The sequence below is a fragment of the Kitasatospora sp. NPDC059973 genome (assembly GCF_042737525.1).
Classification (GTDB): Bacteria; Actinomycetota; Actinomycetes; order Streptomycetales; family Streptomycetaceae; genus Kitasatospora.
The window spans coordinates 16,477-35,285 of sequence record NZ_JBHWUI010000017.1; the positions used below are offsets into that span (position 1 = coordinate 16,477).

General features: G+C 74.9%; 16 protein-coding genes. 12 read left to right on the forward strand and 4 right to left on the reverse strand.

The window, feature by feature from the left end; translation table 11 throughout:
• Window positions 1-16: 16 nt before the first annotated feature.
• The 5 genes from ACFWA9_RS07480 to ACFWA9_RS07500 all read left to right on the forward strand — a co-directional run bounded on the left by ACFWA9_RS07480 (window position 17) and on the right by ACFWA9_RS07500 (window position 7,293).
• Window positions 17-1,207: a hypothetical protein gene (locus ACFWA9_RS07480; protein ID WP_380384161.1), complete on the forward strand. Its 1,191-nt coding sequence runs from the start codon at window positions 17-19 to the stop codon at window positions 1,205-1,207.
• 38 nt (window positions 1,208-1,245) lie between these two features.
• The gene (locus tag ACFWA9_RS07485; protein ID WP_380384164.1) at window positions 1,246-2,193 is read left to right on the forward strand and encodes an ADP-ribosylglycohydrolase family protein; all 948 of its coding nucleotides are present in this window, start codon (window positions 1,246-1,248) and stop codon (window positions 2,191-2,193) included.
• Between the two features lie 138 nt (window positions 2,194-2,331).
• Window positions 2,332-3,405, forward strand: coding sequence for a hypothetical protein (locus ACFWA9_RS07490; RefSeq protein WP_380384167.1), 1,074 nt, complete (start codon window positions 2,332-2,334; stop codon window positions 3,403-3,405).
• A 1,250-nt stretch (window positions 3,406-4,655) separates the two neighbouring features.
• Complete coding sequence (locus tag ACFWA9_RS07495) at window positions 4,656-6,662, forward strand: ATP-binding protein (protein WP_380384170.1); 2,007 nt, start codon at window positions 4,656-4,658, stop codon at window positions 6,660-6,662.
• Between the two features lie 94 nt (window positions 6,663-6,756).
• Window positions 6,757-7,293, forward strand: a complete 537-nt coding sequence (locus ACFWA9_RS07500) for a GNAT family N-acetyltransferase (protein WP_380384173.1) — start codon at window positions 6,757-6,759, stop codon at window positions 7,291-7,293.
• A 58-nt stretch (window positions 7,294-7,351) separates the two neighbouring features.
• Here the strand turns inward: ACFWA9_RS07500 and ACFWA9_RS07505 are convergent, their stop codons facing one another.
• The gene (locus ACFWA9_RS07505) at window positions 7,352-8,569 is read right to left on the reverse strand and encodes a glycosyltransferase (RefSeq protein ID WP_380384176.1); all 1,218 of its coding nucleotides are present in this window, start codon (window positions 8,567-8,569) and stop codon (window positions 7,352-7,354) included.
• Window positions 8,570-8,715: 146 nt separating this feature from the next.
• Between ACFWA9_RS07505 and ACFWA9_RS07510 the strand changes: the two genes are divergently transcribed.
• From ACFWA9_RS07510 to ACFWA9_RS07535, 6 genes are all read left to right on the forward strand, one after another.
• Window positions 8,716-9,864, forward strand: a complete 1,149-nt coding sequence (locus tag ACFWA9_RS07510) for a winged helix DNA-binding domain-containing protein (RefSeq protein ID WP_380384179.1) — start codon at window positions 8,716-8,718, stop codon at window positions 9,862-9,864.
• Window positions 9,865-10,105: 241 nt separating this feature from the next.
• Window positions 10,106-10,738 carry an AAA family ATPase gene (locus tag ACFWA9_RS07515; RefSeq protein WP_380384181.1) on the forward strand — a complete coding sequence of 211 codons (633 nt, stop codon included), beginning with the start codon at window positions 10,106-10,108 and terminating at the stop codon, window positions 10,736-10,738.
• A 360-nt stretch (window positions 10,739-11,098) separates the two neighbouring features.
• Window positions 11,099-11,794, forward strand: coding sequence for a DUF1062 domain-containing protein (locus tag ACFWA9_RS07520; RefSeq protein WP_380384184.1), 696 nt, complete (start codon window positions 11,099-11,101; stop codon window positions 11,792-11,794).
• A gap of 220 nt (window positions 11,795-12,014) precedes the next feature.
• Window positions 12,015-12,458 carry a nitroreductase family deazaflavin-dependent oxidoreductase gene (locus ACFWA9_RS07525; RefSeq protein WP_352286738.1) on the forward strand — a complete coding sequence of 148 codons (444 nt, stop codon included), beginning with the start codon at window positions 12,015-12,017 and terminating at the stop codon, window positions 12,456-12,458.
• Between the two features lie 177 nt (window positions 12,459-12,635).
• The gene (locus ACFWA9_RS07530; protein WP_329485388.1) at window positions 12,636-13,385 is read left to right on the forward strand and encodes an ABC transporter ATP-binding protein; all 750 of its coding nucleotides are present in this window, start codon (window positions 12,636-12,638) and stop codon (window positions 13,383-13,385) included.
• A 633-nt stretch (window positions 13,386-14,018) separates the two neighbouring features.
• The gene (locus ACFWA9_RS07535; protein ID WP_380384189.1) at window positions 14,019-15,083 is read left to right on the forward strand and encodes a hypothetical protein; all 1,065 of its coding nucleotides are present in this window, start codon (window positions 14,019-14,021) and stop codon (window positions 15,081-15,083) included.
• Between the two features lie 131 nt (window positions 15,084-15,214).
• Here ACFWA9_RS07535 and ACFWA9_RS07540 read toward each other — a convergent pair whose 3' ends face one another.
• Window positions 15,215-16,210 carry an alpha/beta hydrolase gene (locus tag ACFWA9_RS07540; RefSeq protein WP_380384192.1) on the reverse strand — a complete coding sequence of 332 codons (996 nt, stop codon included), beginning with the start codon at window positions 16,208-16,210 and terminating at the stop codon, window positions 15,215-15,217.
• A gap of 29 nt (window positions 16,211-16,239) precedes the next feature.
• Window positions 16,240-17,307, reverse strand: a complete 1,068-nt coding sequence (locus tag ACFWA9_RS07545; RefSeq protein WP_352286728.1) for an alcohol dehydrogenase catalytic domain-containing protein — start codon at window positions 17,305-17,307, stop codon at window positions 16,240-16,242.
• Between the two features lie 204 nt (window positions 17,308-17,511).
• On the opposite strand from ACFWA9_RS07545, the gene ACFWA9_RS07550 reads away from it, so the two are divergent.
• Window positions 17,512-18,117: a CGNR zinc finger domain-containing protein gene (locus ACFWA9_RS07550; protein ID WP_380384195.1), complete on the forward strand. Its 606-nt coding sequence runs from the start codon at window positions 17,512-17,514 to the stop codon at window positions 18,115-18,117.
• 307 nt (window positions 18,118-18,424) lie between these two features.
• Here the strand turns inward: ACFWA9_RS07550 and ACFWA9_RS07555 are convergent, their stop codons facing one another.
• The gene (locus ACFWA9_RS07555; RefSeq protein ID WP_329485390.1) at window positions 18,425-18,736 is read right to left on the reverse strand and encodes an NIPSNAP family protein; all 312 of its coding nucleotides are present in this window, start codon (window positions 18,734-18,736) and stop codon (window positions 18,425-18,427) included.
• Window positions 18,737-18,809: the final 73 nt, after the last annotated feature.

Here is an 18,809-nt window from a genome sequence, read left to right on the forward strand (position 1 = left end):
ACCACCGAGGAGAACCGTGACCCTGCCCCCACCCGCTCTCGCCCGCGGCCGGGCGGCGGCCCTGCTCGCCGCGACCTTCCTGGCGTTGAGCGGCTGTACGAGTCCCGGCGGAGGCAGCGGGCCGGAGGCGGCGCCGACGCCGGCCGGGCCGCCGCTCGCGGGGCCCGGCCGGCTGGTGGTCGCCCGCTGCGAGCGGTGGGCCGTGCCGTCGCCGACGACGGCGGACGGCAAGGTGCACGTGGTGACCGTCACCGCCCACGCGGCCACCGACGGCAGGGAGGAAGCCCGCCGGGTCGCCACTCTGCCGGACCTGGCCACCAGTGCCACGCTCTGCGACCCGACCCTGACCACAGCCGTCTCGGCGACCGCCGACCGGCAGGCGTTCAACGCCGACTTCTCGCTGATCGCCGGCACCGTGGCACCGAACTCGGGGGCGATGAAGCGGGCGGCCGCCTTCACCCTGCCCGGTGGACGGGCAGCCTCCACCGCGCCGGCCGACGGGCCGGGCGAGGATCGCCGACCGCTGTTCCAGGAGGGCACCTCCGTCCTCTGGTACGAGACCGCAGGCCGGCAGCTGACCAGCCGTGACCTCGCCGCACGCGGCGCCGAGCCCGCGCCCCGGGGCACGGCCCCCGGCGAGGATTTCGCCCTGGACGGCGACCGCCCGTGGCCGGCACGCCCGTTCGGCACCAAGCCCGAGGGAGTCTCGGTCGCCCCCGGCGGCACGGTAGCGGCCGGTTACACCCAGCAGAACGCGGTGCTGTGGCGCGGCGACCAGGTCACCGGAAGCACCCTTGGCGTCGTCGAACCGCTGCTGCTCGGGACGCCCGCCGAACCGGGCCACCAGGTCGTGCCGGGTTCGGCGGGCGTACCCAGCGGCTGCGTTCCCAGACTCTGGCTCGACGGCGGCCATCTGCTCTGCGGGACACGCGACAACCTCTACCGCGTCGGATTCGCAGCCGACTTCAGCCGGGTCGAGGGCGTGGACGCACTGCTCCCGCCCGAGAAGCGCTTCGTCTCGGGCGCGGTGCTCTCCCCCGACGGCAAGGCACTCGCCTACCTGTCGGCCGCCGACGGGACCGAGTCCATCCACCGCGTCGACCTGGTACCGGACGCCGTCCCGGTCAAGCTGGCCGACCTGCCCCCGACCGCCCCCGCCACGGACGACCCCGAGAACGGCTTGCCGCACCTGGTGGCCTGGCTGTGAACCGGGACAACCGAGATCCTCAGCAGCCAGGGAACGGGATGAAACGGATTCAGCGGGTCACCGGCACGGTCGTCGGCTCGGCGGTGGGTGACGCGCTCGGAGCCCCGTTCGAGTTCGGCCCCCGCGGCGCCTTCTCCGCGCGGTTCCCCGGACCCGGTGACGGTCCCAGCGCCGGTGGCGCTGGCGAGATGTGCGGAGGTGGCGGCTGGGATCCGGGTGAGGCGACCGACGACACCCAAATGGCCGTGCTGGTCGCGGAGTCGCTGCTGCAGCGCGGTGGACTGGACCTGCCGGACATCTTCGGCCGCTTCCAGCGGTGGGCGGCGTCCGGTCCCAAGGACATCGGCCTGCAGACCGAAGACGTCCTCACCAACGGCATGGCCTGGGACATGGCCGCCGCGATCCACTTCCAGGTGAACCTGCGGGCGGCGGGCAACGGATCACTGATGCGGGCCTCGACCTCCGCGGTGCACTTCGCCGGTGCCGGACGGGCGGCCACCATGGACGCCGCCCGGCGCATCGCCGCCCTCACCCACGGCGACCGGGCCGCCTGGGAAGGCACCGCGATCTTCCACGAACTCGTCCGCCTCACCCTGGAGGGCGAGGACGCCCTCGGCGCGCTCCCGGAGATCCTGGACCTCGTCGATCCCGATCACCGGCCGCGCTACGCGACGGTCCTCGATCCCGGCTGGGATCCGGACCGGGCGACCGAGTTCAACGGCGCCGTCTGGCCCTGCCTGGGATCCGCGGTCTGGGCGCTGCGCACCACCACGAGCTTCGAGAGCGCGGTACGCGCGGCCGTCGACCTGGGCGGCGACACGGACACCGTCGCCGCGGTGACCGGCGGGCTCGCGGGCGCCCGCTACGGGCTGGACGCGATCCCTGCCCGGTGGACCGCACCGCTGCACGTCCCGCTTCCGGGCTCCGGCGGACGGGTCCTGCTGCTGCCCGACCTTGTCGACCTGGCGCGCCGCCTCGGGGGGTGACCTCGCCCGAGTGCCCCCGGGGTCCCGATCGTGCCCGCGGCGCGCACCCGGGACCCCGGGGGCACTCACCCGGCAGGGGGAGGGAGATCGTTCCGGCGGCTGACGGCGCACCGCCACGGACGGTGCACCGTGGGGAACATGACGAGTGCCGAACGGACGATGAGGGCGCTCCCGAGCGCCCGGTGGCAACGGTGGCCGGGTTGGGTGGCCCGGGCCACCCTGCTGTGGGGGGTGCTGTACGCCGCCTTCGGCCTGGCGTGCGCGCTGAGCGGGACCTCCCTGCTCCCTCGCGGCGGTGACTCGGCCGCCGCCGCGCTGAGTTGGGCGGTCGTGGCGACAGGGACGCTGGCGACGACGGCGAGCGGAGCGGTGGTGCGGTACGGACTGCGGCCCGCGCTACGGGTCCTGCTCCTGGTGACCTGCGGGCTCGCGGGAATCACCGCGTTCAGCCTGCTGATGGATGTGATCACGCTGCTGTTCGGTCAGGGCGTGGACCACCCGGCCGCCACGGCGAACAAGGCCCTGGCAGCGGTCGGAGCGGGCCTGCTCGCGGCCACGGCCCGCTCCGACCGGGCCGGCGAAGCCACCGGTACCACCGGAATCGGCAGTATCGGCAATACCGGCGGTACTGCTGTGCGGGCGCCGACCGCTGCGCCGCGGGCCGTCCAACTCGCCGCCTGGGCCGGGACACTGGCCTTTCTCCCGTACACGGCGATGAAGCTGGTCTGGGCGTCCGGCGGGACGTTCGCGGGACTCACCGGTGCGGAGACGCTCGCGATCTCGGAGCGGAACGGCGCCTCGGGCGTCTTCCTCACCCTGGAGTCCTGCGGCCTGGACCCCACCGCACTCCTGGCCGCGCTCGGCGTCTTCCTCCTCTGGGGCCTGGTCCGCCCGTGGGGACAGGTCTTCCCCCGCCCGCTGCCGTTCCTCCGCGGCCGGCGCGTGCCGCGCTGGCTCCCGCTCGCCCCGGCTCTGGTCGGCGCCGCCACGCTCGCCCCGTACGGCGTGGTGGGAGTCGGATACCTGGCCCTGGCCGCGGCCGATGTGGTGACGATCCGGCCCGGTGACTTCCCCTCCTCGGGCGACGCGCTGCTGGTCGGCTGGATCGGGCTGGTCGCCTTCGCCGTCTACGGCCTCGCGCTGACCGTCGCGGCCCGCTCCTACTGGCTCCGGACGCGACCTGCCCGTCGGGCGGGTGTCGGCGCGGAGTGATCGGTGGCGTCCGGGCTCGGCCTCGGCAACGACAGTGTCGAGCGGTCGCATCACTCGCACCGGAGGAAGTGCCCACGCGTCAGCCCGTGCGAACCCCGGGTGCCGAGCTGCGGCGGGAGCTGCTGAACGCCTACCTGCGGGTCCACAACTCCCCTGCGCAGGAGCGCCGGTGTCGCCATCTGGCGGCCCTACTGGCCGACGAGATCACCGGCGGCGGTGCCACCCCGGAGCTGGCGGACCACCTGGCCGACTGTCGCCCCTGCACCCGGGCGGCGGCGGAGCTGCGGGCCATCCACCACTGGGACGTCGCCGTGCTGCAGAAGTGCACCCTGCTCCGCCCCTGGGGCCCGACACCCCAGGAGCCGATCCAGCCCGACGACACGATCCCCGTCGATCCGCCGGAGCGGCTCCCGGCGCCGCCGGGACGCGGCGAACCACCGACGACGCCCGGCGCGACGCGGACGCGGTGCGCCACGTCACGGGCGCGACGCGGCGCACCGCAGGCGGTGATCACCGCCCGGCAGGACGCCACGCGGTCCGTGCCGTCCGGCCGGCGGCGCCACCGCCGCAGCCCGACACCGTGGCAGGCCGGCGTGCAGGAACTGGCGATCGCCGAGGCGCCGGCCGTGCTCGGGCTACGCCGAACCCCTCGGCGAGGCACCCTCGATGGGCCTCGCTCTGGCCACCGGCCGCGGCCCGCGATTCTCCCGGGACGAACGGCCCGGTCCTCGGATCAGAGCAGCTCTGATCATTCGATCGTCAGGTTATAGTGCGCACGTCAACATGCACGGGCAGGCCTCTGCGGGGCCGCCCTGACGTCGGATCACCTCCGCCGTCCCGAGGCAGGAACCGATACGACGTTGCCCAGAACGCGAGTTGCCGTCCCGGTCACGGCGCGGAGAGTCGAACTCACCCGCCCGGACACGGTGCACGGATCCGCGTTCCGCCGCCTCCGCGGCCCCCTCGCGGGCGGGGCTCCTCGGTTCCTCGCCGCGGCCCGCGGCCCCAGTCGCCGGAGACCCCGCCGCCGCTCGGCCCCCGTCTGAGAGCGAAGCCGGCCGCTCACCCCTTACGTCACCGTCACCCGGCGCTCCTCGTGCGCCCGCGCTCTCCGAGAGGTCCGCCCCGCCATGGTCGACCCCCGCTTCAGCATCCTGTCCGAGGACTTCGCCGCCGAGCACGCCCCCGTCACCACCGCAGACGGTACGCACACCACGGCCCACCGCCGACACGAGGAAAGAGGAGCCGCCATGGCAACCGTCGGAGAGCGGCTGAGCAGCGCCCGGGTCCGGGCCTTCATCGGCCGCGACGAGGAGCTCGCCCACTTCGCGCGCGCCCTGGCCGGGGACCAGCAGGCGCCGTTCGCGTTCTACCTGTCCGGTCCGGGCGGCATCGGCAAGTCGACGCTGCTGCGCCGCCTCACGGACCACGCCCGCACGGCGGGACGGCCCCTGCTGGAGCTGGACGGCCGCTTCGTCAGCCGGGATCCGGCCGACTTCGAGCGCGCCGCCGCCTCCTTCCTGACCGTCCCCGGCACGGTGCTGCTCCTCGACTCCTTCGAGCACTGCCAGTGGCTGGAGAGCTGGCTGTGGCAGCGCTTCCTGCCCCGCGCCGCCGCCGACACCCTGGTGGTGCTGGCGGGCCGCCTCGCGCCCCAGCCGCAGTGGGCGGCCGATCCCGCCTGGGCCGGACTCCTCCACGTCAGCGAGCTGGGGCAGTTCACCGAGGAACAGGCCCGGAGCCTGCTCACCACCGCGCAGGTCCTGCCCGAACTGCGGGAGCGGGTGCTCCGCTTCGCCGGCGGCAACCCGCTGGCGCTCTCCCTCGCGGCCGCGTCCGGCATGGCGGACTGGACGAGGGAGGAGGTCTGGGCGCCCTCGGCGGATGTCCTGCGCACCCTGCTGTCGGGCCTGATCGGCGAGGTGCCGACGGCGGCCCACCGCCGCGCGCTGGAGCTGGCCGCCCAGGCCTACTCGACCTCCGAGGAGCTGCTCGCCGCCGTCCTGCCCGAGGAGGACGCCCACCCGCTCTTCACCTGGCTGCGCGACCTGCCGTTCATGGAGTCCACCCACCGCGGGCTCCACCCGCACGACGCCGCCCGCGAGACGCTGGCCGCCGACCTCCGCTGGCGGGCCCCCAACGCCTTCGTGACGATGCGCCGGCGGCTGGCCGAGGAGTACCTGCGCATCCTGCGGGAGGCCCCGGAGGAGCGGGTCTGGACCGTTACCGACGAGCTGTTCTACCTCTTCCGCGAGGGGGAGCTGGTCGCCCGCCTGCGCACCTTCTCCCGCGAGGACGAGGTGCACGACCGGCCCCTCCACCCGGACGACCTCGACACGGTGCTGCGGATGGCCGAGCAGACCGAGGGCCCGGCCTCGGCGGAGCTCGTCCGCTACTGGGCGCGGCGCCAGCCGCAGGCCTTCAGCGTCTACCGCCTGGTGAGCACGGGCCGCACCGTGGCCTTCACGGTCCGCCTCGCCCTGCCCGCCCCCGCCGATCCGGAGGACCTGGCCGCCGACCCGGTCGTGGCGGCCGCCTGGGAGTACGCCCAGGCCGCCGGGCCGGTCCGGCCCGGCGAGCACATCGGCGTCAGCCGCTTCTCGGTCTACCCCGAGCGGTACCAGGTGCCCTCGCGCGTCATCGACCTCAGCAGCTCCCGCGCCCAGGCGGAGTCCGCCCGCGCCCGCGGCCGCGCCTACGGCTTCGCCGTCTGGCGGGACGCCGAGACGTGGTCGGCGCGCGTCAAGGGCAGCCTCGCCGACACCGGCGCCCGGCCGCGGGTCGGCGAGCACACCTACGGCCTGTTCGCGGTCGACTGGCGCCAGGTGCCCGTCGAGACCTGGCTCCGCCACTTCATAGCGGCCACCGCCGTGCCCACCCGGGCCGGGCCGTCGGGCGTCTCGCGCGCCGCGTTCGACCAGGCCGTCCGCGACGCCCTGACGCACTGGCGCGACGCGGGCGCCTTCGCCGCCTGCGCGCTGCTCCGCACCCGCCTGGCGGCCGACTTCGGCGAGCCCGTCGAGGAGTTGCGCGCCCTGCTGCGCGGGAGCGTCGACGACCTCGCCCGCGATCCGCGCGGTGTCCGCGCCCGCGACGCCGTGACCGCGGGCTACTTCTCCGGTGCGCCCACCCAGGAGGCCGCCGCCCGCCGGCTCGGCCTCCCCTACGGCACCTACCGGCGCCATCTGCGGCAGGGGCTGGACCTGCTCAGTGAGGCGCTGTGGCGGCTGGAGCTGCACGGTCCCGGTCCCGAGTGAGGCGGCGCGAGCGCACGCGTGTGCCGGCCGTCCCCCTCCCGGCACCGGCGGAGAGCGGCTGGTCACGGGCGCCGGACTGTGGTTCCATGCCGCGATGAGGAGTGAGAGCGGGTTCGGCCCGGGCACCGCCCCGGGGGTCCGGTGTCGTGACGATCGTGACCTCGGTGCGTGCGTGCGGGTCCTGGCGGAGGTCCATGCGCGGGACGGCTACCCGGTGAACTGGCCCGAGGCGCCGACGTCATGGCTCACGCCGCCCGTCCTCATCGGCTCGTGGGTGGCGGAGCTGGACGGCCGGATCGCCGGCCATGTCGTCCTGTCCCGCAGCGGCGCGGGCGACGCGGCGCCGGGGCTCTGGAGCGCTCGGGCGGGGGTAAACGTCGACGGGACGGCGGTGGTCAGCCGGCTGTTCGTCGCCCCGTCCGCCCGTGGCCGCGGGATCGGCGCGCTGCTGATGGCGCGGGCGGCCGAGGAGGCCCGGGCCCGCGCTCTGCACCCGGTGCTCGACGTGGTGGCGTCCGACACCGCCGCGGCCGCGCTCTACGAGCGCCTCGGCTGGCGGCTGCTGGCCACCGTCGAACAGCGCTGGAGCCCGGAGCAGCTGGTCGCCGTCCGCTGCTACGCCGCCCCGTAGCGCGCGGCGACGGCGGAGGCTCCGCCCGGCCGCGAGGAGGCCCGGGCGAGCCCCGGTCTCACCGGCCGTAGGCCGTGTCGATGTGGGCGAGCACCGCGGCGGCGCCGTCCTCCGTGGCGATCCGCCGGGCGAGTTCGGCCGCGCGGCTCCGGTGGACCGGCTCGGTCGTACAGGCCGTGATCGCGGTCCCGAGGGCTTCGGCGCTCAGCTCCTCGAACGGCAGCACCAGCGGGGCGACGCCCAGCCGGTGCAGCCGGTCCGCCCAGAAGGGCTGGTCGGCCATGACGGGGACCGGTACGGCCGGTACCCCGGCGCGCAGCCCCGCCCCGGTGGTACCCGCTCCGGCGTGGTGGACGACGGCGGCCGTGCGGGGGAAGAGCCAGTCGTGCGGTACGTCGCCGATGGCGAGGACGTCGTCGCCACCGCCGCCGAGGTCGGCCCAGCCCGCCTGGACCACCGCGCGCACCCCCGCCCGCTTCACCGCCGCGGCCACCAGGTCGCTGAGCCGTTCCCCGTGACCCGGGGCCATGCTGCCGAACCCGATGAACACCGGTGGCGGCCCGGCCTGGAGGAAGTCGACCAGCTCGGCCGGGGGCCGCCAGCCGTCCGGCCGGGCGGGCCACCAGTAGCCCGGGACCTCGACCCGGGTCGGCCAGTCCGCCGGGCGCGGCAGCACGGAGGGGCTGAAGCCGGCGAAGACCGGGCCGCGGTCGGCCTCCGACGGTGCCGGTGCCGCTTCGGGGAGCCCGAGGCGGGCCCGCAGCCGGGTGGCGGCGCCCGCGAAGAGCTGGTCCCGGCGGCGCACCACGTCGTGGCCCGCGGCCAGGTTGCCCTCCGGTCCCAGGCCGTCGGCGTCCGTCGCACCGGGCAGCGCGAACTCCCGGGTGGCGAACGCCGGTACGAGGTGGGTTTCGAGGACGGGCACGCCGAGCGCCTCCCCGGCCGTCTCGCTCAGCGGAGCCGGGGCGAAGGCGGTGAGCACCAGGTCGGTGCCGTCCGCCACGGCCCGCTCCACACCGTCGGCGAGCCCGTCCACGTACGCCCTCGTCAGCGCCCGGGCCTCCGCCCGCGACGCCGCCCGGGACCAGCCGCGGATCAGCTCCTCCGGGTCCCCCGGCAGCGGCCGGTACCCGAGGCCGCACCCGCCGACGAGTGCGGCGAAGGCCGGATGGGCCGCCACGGCGACCTCGTGTCCGGCGTCCAGCAGGCGTCGCCCCAGGCCGGTGAACGGTGCGACGTCGCCGCGCGACCCGGCGGTGATGATCAGAATCCGCATGCCGCGATTCTCCCCGACGGGCGGCGCCCGTTCACCCTTCCCGGGAGCCCACCAGCCGCTCCGGGCGGGCGGCGGTACCGGCACCTCTCGTCGGCTGCCCCGGCCCGCGGGTTTCCCGGGGAGCGGCGAGCCGGGAGAATGCGGGCATGGTGATCACGGCGCGCGCCCTCAACCGCTCGACCCTCGCCCGGCAGTTGCTGCTGGCGCGGGAGCCGATCGACGCCGCCGACGCGGTGCGGCGGGTGGTCGCCCTCCAGGCGCAGGAGCCCGCCTCGCCCTACCTGGCACTGTGGAACCGGATCAGCGGATTCGACCCGGCCGGACTCGACAGCGCCGTGGCCGGGCTGCGGGTGGTGCGGTCGACGCTGATGCGGATCACGCTGCACCTGGTCCACAGCGAGGACTACCGGGCCTTCCGCGAGGCCGTGGAGCCGACCCTGCGCGCCTCCAGGCTCGGCGACGCGCGCTTCACGGCGTCCGGGCTGACCGCCGCCGACGCCGACGCCCTGCTTCCCGAGCTGCTGGAATTCGCCGGCCGGCCGCGGACCGGCGCCGAGGCCCAGGCCTGGCTCGGCGAACGCCGCGGCACACCGGTCGAGCTCCCGGCGTGGCGGATGCTGCGGCAGTACGCGCCGCTGTGGCACGTGCCCGCCGGCGGGCCCTGGTCGTTCGCCCCCCGGCCGTCGTACGTCGCCGCCGCCACGCGGCCGGTGCTGACCGACCCGGACGCCGTCTTCGACAGCACGGGGCCGCTGATCCGCCGCTACCTGGAGGGCTTCGGCCCGGCCTCGGTGGCGGACATGGCGCAGTTCGCCATGATCCAACGGGCCCGCGCCAGAAAGGCCGTACAGGCACTCGGCGACGAACTCGATGAGCTGGAGGGCCCCGACGGCACGGTGCTGTTCGACCTTCCCGGCGCGCCCCGGCCGGACGAGGACACCCCGGCGCCGCCCAGGCTCCTGCCGATGTGGGACAGCACCCTGCTGGTCTACGCCGACCGCAGCCGGGTCCTCCCGGCCGCCTACCGCAAGCTGGTGATCCGGGTGAACGGGGACGTGCTGCCGACCCTGCTGGTCGACGGCCACGTCGCCGGCGTCTGGCGGAGCGTCGAGGCGGGGATCGAGGCCACCGCCTTCCACCCCCTCCCGGAGGAGGTCTGGGAGGCGCTGGCCGCGGAGGCCGGTGCGCTGTTCGCCTTCCTCGCCGACCGCGACCCGCGGGTCTACCGGCGCTACGACCACTGGTGGGCCAAGGGCCTGCCCGCCGCCGAGACGCGTCTGCTCACACCGGCCTGATGCCGTCTGATCCATCGGTCCACATCGAGCGCATGATCCGTCACTGAGGAGGCCGGAACCCTGCGCCCCCGCGACGCGCTAGCGGGGGCGGGGGCGGGGGCGGCGGGGATCCCGCACGGTTTCGACGTCGGCGGGGCGCGGAGGCGCACCGTACATCCGACAAGCCACGGCGATGACGCGCCCGATTGGCGCAGCTCGCCGAACCGGCGGGCCGGTACGTCGGGCGCAGTAGGGTCGACGCATGCTCCTGTGGATCAACGGCCCCTTCGGCGGGGGCAAGACGCAGACCGCGCACGAGATCCGGCGGCGGCTCGCGGGCAGCGTCATCTGCGACCCCGAGCACGTGGGTTTCGGCCTGCACCGGATGATGCCGCCCTCGCTGCGCGGGGACTTCCAGGACCTTCCCGCCTGGCGGCAGGGAGTGTTCGAGGTGCTGGACCGTGCTCTGACCGAGCACGACGGCGTGGTGATCGCGCCGATGACGGTCGTGGAACCGGCGTACCTCCGCGAGACCGTCGGTCGGCTGCGGGAGCGCGGCCACGACGTTCGGCACTTCGCGTTGCTGGCGGAGCGCGCGACGGTGCTGCGACGGCTGCGCGAGCGCGGCTTCGGGCACGTCGTGCAGTTCGTCGCCGGGAAGGACACCGCTCTGCGCCGGGAGAGCTTCGCCCTGTCGAAACTCGACGTGTGCCTGGAGCGCCTGCGCCAGGACGAGTTCGCCGAGCACCTGTGGACCGACCGCCTCACCGTCGCGCAGGTCGCCGAGCACATCGCCGCCGCCTCCGGACTGACGCTCGCCCCGAACACCGACAGCGCGCTCCGCGGGCGCCTTCGGCGGACGTGGACGGGTGTGAAGCACATCCGGTTCGACTGAGCCGCCGCTACCTCCTTACCCGGTCCCTCTGCACGGTGGCCGGACTGCCGCGGCGTCCGAAGCCCCCTGCGCTGCCGGCGACCTGACGCCGCACCCGCACCCGCACCTGTATCCGGCCCAGGCCGAGGCCCAGGCCCACGAAAAACGGCTTGCCTTCGAGCGGTGACCTCGATCAGGATCGCCCGCATGGACCTGTAACGGCTGCCACGTAGCGAGAACCACCCCGTCGCACGATCGATCTCGGAGCCTGATGGCTCGGCCCCGAGGCGATCAGTCGCGCCCGCGTGTGCATCCGTCAGATCCAGGAGCCGCAGCACCGCCTGCGAGAGCTCCTGCCGAGTCCTGAAAGCAATCACCTCCATGCATACCGACCGCAAGGCCCTGTGGGCCGTGCGCCAGTCCGCCCTGCCCACCATCGTGCGCCAGTGCCCGGACTGCTACAGCACGCGTCACCGCCCCTCGGGCAGGATCCGCGTCAACGCGAACGGCAAACTCCTCGACATCTGGCTCCTCCTGAGCTGCGCGGGGTGCGACCGGACGTCCAAGGTGCCCGTCCACGAGCGCGTCCACGTCTCGTCGCTGGAGCCCGCCCGCCGGGTCGCGTACGAGACCAACGACCCGTCTGTGGTGCGGGAGTTGACGATCAGTGCGGCACTCGCCGCGAAGACCGGATACCGCCTCGACTGGACCGGCACCTGGGGCCTGCAGACCCGCACGCCCCTCTACGCGCTCGACGACCCGACCCCGCTCAGGGTGCTGGTCACCTTCGAGCTGCCCGCGCCGATCCGCGTCGAGCGGCTCCTCGCGCTCGGGCTCGGGCTGAGCCGCGCGCGGATCCGGCGCATGCTCGGGGACGGGCGCATCCACCTGCCACCGGCCCTGGGCGCCAAGGCGCACCGGGACTTCGAACTCACGATCCACCGTCCCGGCTCCGTCGACGTGGCGAAGCCCGCGACGCTCCTCGGCACCCCCGCGCCGACCGGCCCGCGCACTGCTCCGCACCACCTCGGGTCGCTCGACACCGCGCGGCAGCTGTCGCGGTCGGCGGGAGCGTAGGAGAGAACCGGTGGGGCCTCCCTTCGAGTCGTCGGGAGGCCCCACCGCCACGGCACCCGACCGGGCGCCACCGTTGCCTCCCCGCAGCACCCCTGGGTCGCCCCGTCGTGTGCCCCCGCAGGTTCTCCCGGACCAGTGTCCCGGGACGACCGTGCCCGGAGGCGTCGGCAGTCGTTGTCGAAACCGTCGACCCATTTCCACACGAAGGCAGGCGGACACCGTGACCGACATCGACTGGGACCACCCCAAGGACCCCGCGCCGGGCACCTGGCAGCTGGACCACGTCAAGCAGTACGTGGGCTCGAACGGCGCCGAGGGGCAGCACTGGAAGGGCACCCAGACCCTCCTGCTGACCACCGTCGGCCGGGTCTCCGGGCAGGCCGTCCGCACTCCGCTCATCTACGGCGAGGACGGCGGCCGCTACCTCGTCGTCGCCTCCAAGGGCGGGGCCGACGACGCGCCCCTGTGGTACCGGAACCTGACGGCCGACCCCCGGGTCCGCGTCCAGGTCGGCCCGACGATCGTCCAGGGCACCGCGCGCACCGCCACCGCCGCGGAGCGGGCCGCCTTCTGGCCGGTCATGGTGGGCCACTGGCCCGCGTACGACGAGTACCAGGCCAAGACCGACCGCGAGATCCCGATCGTGGTCATCGACCCCGCCTGACCGGCGCGCGTGGAGCGCACCGCGGGCGGGCGGGTGGCCCCCGGTGCGCTCCACGCCCACCGCGGGCCGAACCGGGCTCGACGTCCGCACCGGCTCCGGGCCGGCGCCATCCTCACCCGGGTGGCCGCCGGTGGATCGGTACTGTGGCCGGACACCCCGTCGAGAGGCGCCCTCCCCATGGCCAAGAACGCCGCCGAACCACGTGCCGCGGCTCGCAAGCCCCTGCTGCAGCTGACCGGCGTCAGCCGCTCGTACGGCGAGCGGGAGGTGCTGCACCCCGTGAGCCTGTCGCTGGCCGCCGGAGAGTGCGTGGCACTGCTCGGCCACAACGGATCGGGCAAGTCGACCCTGCTCAGGGTCGCGGCCGGACGCGACGCCCCCAGCAAGGGCACCGTGGTCTTCGACGGCATCCCGATGGACGAGAACGACCCCCGGGTCCGGGCCCGGGTGGCGGTGGTCGGCGACACCGTCGCCTGCTACCCCGACCTGACCGTCCGCGAGCACCTGCTCCTGGTCGCGGTCGCGCACGGGGTCGCCGACGCGCCCGACTGGGTCTCCCAGGTACTGACCGACCGGATGCTCACGGCACGGGCCGACGCGCTGCCCTCGGCCCTCTCCTCCGGACAGATGCAGGCCCTGCTGCTGGCGTGCGCGCTGGTGCGCCCGCGCGACCTGCTGCTGCTGGACGAGCCCGAGCAGCGGCTCGACCCGGATGCCCGCCGCCACCTCGCCGACCTGCTCAGGGCGGAGCTGGCCGACGGCGTCGCGGTGCTCCTGGTCACCCACCACACCGACCTCGCCCTGGACGTGGCGGACCGGGTGGTGGTGCTGGAGGACGGCAAGATCCTGAAGCAGGGCGCGACCCGCAAGGTCCTGGCAGCGGATCTCGCGGCCCGCACCGCCGCCGGCTCGGCGGGTGCCCGGTGACCACGACCCATCCGGAGGCCGACCGCGACCTCGCCGTCGAGGCCTGGACGGACGACGACGACTGGACCGACGAGACGCTCGCCCTGCTCCGCGCCCTGCGGGCCCCCCACCGGCGCAACCGTGCCAAATCGGTCGGCTTCGCCGTCTACTGCGTGGTCCTCATCCTGATCATCTGGGGCGGCGTGCCCAGCCTCGGCCTGTTCCTCCAGGCCTCCATGGGCGCCGACTACACCGGCCACGGCGGTGATCTGCTCGCCGCCATGCCCGCCGGGATCACCGCGATCGGGCTGCTCACCTTCGTCCTGCTGGTCCGGGACGGCCTGTGGCGCGGCCCGGTGGTGCCGCCCCGGGCGGCGACCGACTGGCTGCTGATCCACCCCGTCCGGCCCCGCCCGGTGCTCCGCCCGTGGTTCTGGCTGTCCTGCGCCGTGGCCGCCTTCCCCGGCCTGGTGGCGGCGGTCGGCGGCATGGTCGCGCTCGGGCTGACCGTTCGCGTCGGCCTGCCGGCCGCGCTCGGCTGGTGCCTGCTCGGGGGGCTCTGCGTACCGCTGCTGGCCACCTGCGCCGCGCTGGTCGTGGAGCGCAGTGACCGCGCCGCCCGCTGGGTGCGCCGGCTCACTCCGTACCTGACCCGTGCTGATCATCGCGCTGGCCGGCCAGAGCGCGCTGGCCGTCGCCGGACACCCGGTGCACTGGCTGGAGCTGGTCGAGCTGTGGTCGGGGCCGTGGGGCTGGGCCGCGATCGCCGCCCTGGCGCCGACGCCGGCCGCCGTGGCGGGCGGCTGGGCGGCCGCCGCACTGCTGTTGCTGTCGACCGTCGCCGCCCTGGCGCTCGCCGACCGGGCCGCCGCGACGGTGCCACTGGCCCGGCTGCGGGAGCGGGCCAGGACGGCCGCCGGGGTGCTGGCCGCGCTCCGCACGGTCGAGCTGCGCAGCGCACGACTGGCCGTGAACAGCGCCAACGGCAGCGACCGGCAGCGCAGGCTCCGGCTGCCGGCGCCCCGGCGGCCGTGGCAGGTCGTGCCGTGGCGGGACACCCTCGCCCTGCTGCGCTCGCCCGCCCGGCTGGGTCGCGCGGTGGTGCTGGCGGTGCCCGCGCTGCTCTGCGCCGTCCTCGCGCACGGCGCCACCGGTGGGCTGTCCTGGCTGACCACCGCCGCCGCCCTGGTCTTCGGCTACCTGGCGGTGGCACAGCTGCTGGAGCCGGCCCGGATCGAGACGGACGACGTCCGGCGGGCCTCCTGGTCGCCGTATCCGTTCGCCGCCCTGATGCTGCGCCACGCGATCGTCCCGACCGTGGCCGGGCTCCTGCTGGGGCTGGCCTGCGCCGGGGCGCTGCTGGCCGCGGGTGGCGGCCCGGCCGCCTGGCTCGCCCCGGCCGCCGCGCCGGCACTGGTCGCCGCGGGGCTGGTGAACGCCTGCCGCGGGGTGCTGCGCAAGGACCTGATGCTGTCCCCGGCCCAGGGCGCGGGCGGCGGGACGGGCCCGCTGCTGTTCGCCGCCTGGTACGCGGCCGGGCCTGCCGTGGCGGTGGCGGTGCTGACGCCGATGTTCTCCACCGCCCTGCGCGGCGGTACGGCCGTCCCGGTCGGCAAGGCCGCCCTGATGGCGGTGGTGGTCGCCGTCCTGCTCCTGCGCTGGGCGCAGGCCAGGGCGACGAAGATGAGCAAGGCCCGCCCGGGGACGAGCGCTCCCTAGCCCCGGCCGTTCGTCGCGGGTCGTCGCTCCGGACACGTCGGCGCACCACCACCCGGGCCGCTCGCCCTCACGACCACCGAGCCGCCGCCCACCGAGCCCGCGCCCCACCCCTGCCCCCGGCCCAGCCCCGGTCAGGCAGGGGTGCTGTGGAACTGGCGGGCGAGGTAGTTGGACCAGGTCTGGTGGAAGGTGGTGGCCAGTCGGGAGTCGGGGGCGAAGAGGTCGAAGGCGTGATACGCGCCGGGGTAGAGGTGGAGCTCGACCGGGACGCCGTGGGCGCGCAGCCGGGTGGCGTAGTCGAGATCCTCGTCGCGGAAGCAGTCGAGGTCACCGACGGCGATGAACGTGGGCGGCAGGGCGCCGAGGTCGGCGGCGCGGGAGGGGGCCGCGTACGGGCAGACGTCGTCGGTGCCGGCGCGGTCGCCCAGGATCGCCTTCCAGGCCAGCAGATTGGTCGAGCGGTCCCAGATGCCGATGTCGGTGATCTCGTGACTCGACGCGGTCCGGTTGCGGTCGTCGAGCATGGGATACGTCAAGGACTGGAACAGGGGCGCCGCGCCGCCGCGGTCACGGACCAGGAGGGTGGTGGCCGCCGCGATGCCGCCGCCGCCGCTCTGGCCCGCGATGCCGATTCTGGCGCTGTCCAGACCCAGGGCGTCCGCCTCGCGGCCGAGCCACTGGTAGGCGGTGAAGCCGTCCTCGGCGGCGCCGGGGGCGGGTGTCTCCGGAGCGAGCCGGTAGTCGACCACGGCGACGGCACAGCCGAGGCTCGCGCCCAGCCGCTTGAGCCACGGGTCGTCCTGGGCGGCGAAGCCGAGCACCTGCCCGCCGCCGTGGAACCAGAGCAGCACCGGCAGCGGTCCCGGCGCGGCCGTCGGCCGCAGCAGGCGTACCGGCACGTCGGGGCCGTCCGCCCGGCTCACGAGATGCTCCTCGACGGTGACGGACCGGTCGCCGGGCAGGCTGTCGGCGGCCGACTCGGCCTGGACCCGGAACGCCGCGCGCGTCGCGGCGAGGTCCGTCAGGTCGAACGCGCCGTTGGGGGTCATGGGGACGCCATCGAGGGCCAGGCTCAGCTCCCGGTCCATCAGCTGACGGGAAACGGGCATGGTGGCGCGTACGTTCATGGTGGTGCCTACTTTCAAGGGGGGAGGGATCAGGGACGGAACGCGTCGATGACGACCACACCGGTGGGCCCGTACGTCTCCAGGGACTCCAGGACCCCGCTCGCCTCGTGGAGGCCGACGGTGCGCGAGACGATGCGGCCGGGGCTGAGGCGGCCGGCGGCGATCATGTTCAGCATCGTGCCGAAGCGCTGGCCCTGCATGCCGAAGGCGCTCAGGAACTCCAGCTCCTTGACCATCATGACGTCGATCGGCAGCGCGACCTCCCCCCTCTCCGCGGCCGTGGTGTGGCCGAGTTGGAGGTGGCGGCCGCGGGTGCGCAGGGACAGCACAGAGTTCCGGCAGGCGGCGGCGATGCCCACGGCGTCGACCGACACGTGTGCGCCACCACCGGTGAGGGTCCGCACCGCCTCGGCGGGGTCGTCCGCCGCCGCGTTGACGGTGTGGACCGCGCCGAGCGCTCGGGCGGCGTCCAGCTTCTCCTCGGTGATGTCGATCGCGATGACGTTGGCTCCGGTGGCCGCGGCGATCTCCACCGTCGACAGCCCCATGCCGCCCCCGGCCCCGTACACCGCGACCCACTCACCGCCGCGGACCCGCGCCTGGTCGACAACCCCGTGGAAGGCCGTCATGTAGCGGCAGGCCAGCGCGGCGACGTCCACGAAGCCGACGCCCTCCGGCACCGCGACCAGGTTGACGTCGGCGAAGCGGACCATGACGTACTCGGCGAAGGCGCCCCAGTAGGACACCCCGGGAACGAGCGAGTCCACGTGCTCGCAGACGTGCTGGTTGCCGCTGCGGCACATCTCGCACGAGCCCTCGCCGGGATTCATCGGGAAGATGACGCGGTCCCCCTCCCGCCACCCCCGCACCTCGCGGCCGACCTCCACGACGGTGCCCGCGAACTCGTGGCCGAGGACGAACGGGGCCTCGACCCGCGGGCCGCCCGTCCAGAACTCGCCGGCCCACAGGGCCCAGTCGGTCCGGCAGATGCCGTTCGCGCCGACGCGGAGGATCGCGCCGTCCGGCGGGCAGACGGGATCGGGCACGTCGCGGAGGACGAGCGGCTGGTGGAGTTCCTCGATGACTGCGGCACGCATGGCGCGGCCTCCTCGTGCGGTGGAGAGATGTGGCGGGGTGCGGAGAGGTGTGGCGGGGTGCGGAGAGGTGTGGCTGGGTGCGGAGAGGTGTGGCGGGGTGCGGCGGACAACGGAGCACGTTCGACGCCGTGTCCACCGGTTCAAGCGGTGGACCAGAAGCTAGCCGCTTGTCCGGAACCGTGTCAACCGCTTAAAGTGGTGGACATGGATGACAAGGACGGCCGCGACGGACGCCAGCGCGCCAAGGCCGACTTCCGCTTCGACGACGCGCGGCTGTGCTTCGCCTTCGCCGGCACCCTGGCCGACCGCGGCACGGACACGCCCTTCGAACGACTGGCCCGGCCAGAGGACTTGAGCCGCTGGGCGGTGCAGAGCGCCTGCGCGACGACGCCGCCGCCCTGCACCGAGGCCGACCTGGGCCGGGCCAGGCACCTGCGCGAGGCGATCCAGCGGACCGGCCGCGCCCTGGCGGACACCGTCCCGCCCGCCCCCGAGGACATCGCGCTCGTCAACCGCGCCGCCGCCGAACCGGCCTCGGTCCCCGAGCTCGCCCCCGACGGGAGCACCGTGCGCTGGCACGGCGACGCGGTCACCTCGGTGCTCTCGATGGTCGCCCGGGATCTGATCGACCTCTGCGCGTCCGACCACCGCACCCGGGTCCGCATCTGCGGGAACCCCGACTGCGGCGTCCCCTTCGTCGACGCCTCCCGCGCGGGCGCCCGTCGCTGGTGCTCGATGAAGACCTGCGGCGCCCTCGTCAAGAAGCGCGCTTACCGGGCGAGGCTGCACACACCCACCGACGGCGCCTGAACGGTGCTCGCCCCGGGACGCGGGCGCGCCGACGGCCCCGCGCGCACCGGGCGGGCCGTCGGCCGCCCGGGCCACCATCTGTCCGGCTCCGCTGCCGGACACGCCCGCTCCGCGGCACCGGATCCCCGTCCCGGTCACGCCCCCGGGGCGCCCCGGGGCCGTCGCGTGCCGTCCCGACCCGGTCCGGCGCCAGGCGACGCCGGACCGGACGCACGGGTGTGATCACCGTGCCGGACGTGCGGTCGGTCCGCCGGCTGCCCCGATCGCCCCGGCGTCCGGGGCAGCCGGTCCAAGCCCCTGCCCCGGCCTAGGAGGTGACGTCCAGCGGGCGCAGGAAACGGCGCTCGTACCGCTTGATGCAGCCGGTGCTCCGGGCCAGTTCGAACGCCGCCTGGCACTCCGGGTCGGTCATGCTGTCCGTGCGGTACCGCTCGTACGCGGCGAAGCCGGGAAAGGAGAAGAGGGCGTAGGCGATGTCGCTGTCTCCCTCGCTCGGCAGGAAGTAGCCGTGGTGCGTCCCGCCGAACCGGTTGACGAGCCCGACCCAGCGGCGGCCGTACTCCTCGAAGTCCGCCAGCTTGTCGGCGTCGATCTCGTACTTCAGATGAATGGTGATCATGCCCCCATGAAAGCGGCCGCGCCGACCCGAACGCAACGGGCGGCGAGGTCCTCGACCAGATCGAAGCGCCCCC

Bases quoted from the DNA above. Each gene is read 5' to 3' on its own strand.
- ACFWA9_RS07485 (WP_380384164.1), top strand. From the start codon at position 1,246: ATGAAACGGATTCAGCGGGTCACCGGCACGGTCGTCGGCTCGGCGGTG.
- ACFWA9_RS07490 (WP_380384167.1), top strand. From the start codon at position 2,332: ATGACGAGTGCCGAACGGACGATGAGGGCGCTCCCGAGCGCCCGGTGG.
- ACFWA9_RS07495 (WP_380384170.1), top strand. From the start codon at position 4,656: ATGGCAACCGTCGGAGAGCGGCTGAGCAGCGCCCGGGTCCGGGCCTTC.
- ACFWA9_RS07500 (WP_380384173.1), top strand. From the start codon at position 6,757: ATGAGGAGTGAGAGCGGGTTCGGCCCGGGCACCGCCCCGGGGGTCCGG.
- ACFWA9_RS07505 (WP_380384176.1), bottom strand. From the start codon at position 8,569: ATGCGGATTCTGATCATCACCGCCGGGTCGCGCGGCGACGTCGCACCG.
- ACFWA9_RS07510 (WP_380384179.1), top strand. From the start codon at position 8,716: ATGGTGATCACGGCGCGCGCCCTCAACCGCTCGACCCTCGCCCGGCAG.
- ACFWA9_RS07515 (WP_380384181.1), top strand. From the start codon at position 10,106: ATGCTCCTGTGGATCAACGGCCCCTTCGGCGGGGGCAAGACGCAGACC.
- ACFWA9_RS07520 (WP_380384184.1), top strand. From the start codon at position 11,099: ATGCATACCGACCGCAAGGCCCTGTGGGCCGTGCGCCAGTCCGCCCTG.
- ACFWA9_RS07530 (WP_329485388.1), top strand. From the start codon at position 12,636: ATGGCCAAGAACGCCGCCGAACCACGTGCCGCGGCTCGCAAGCCCCTG.
- ACFWA9_RS07540 (WP_380384192.1), bottom strand. From the start codon at position 16,210: ATGAACGTACGCGCCACCATGCCCGTTTCCCGTCAGCTGATGGACCGG.
- ACFWA9_RS07545 (WP_352286728.1), bottom strand. From the start codon at position 17,307: ATGCGTGCCGCAGTCATCGAGGAACTCCACCAGCCGCTCGTCCTCCGC.
- ACFWA9_RS07550 (WP_380384195.1), top strand. From the start codon at position 17,512: ATGGATGACAAGGACGGCCGCGACGGACGCCAGCGCGCCAAGGCCGAC.
- ACFWA9_RS07555 (WP_329485390.1), bottom strand. From the start codon at position 18,736: ATGATCACCATTCATCTGAAGTACGAGATCGACGCCGACAAGCTGGCG.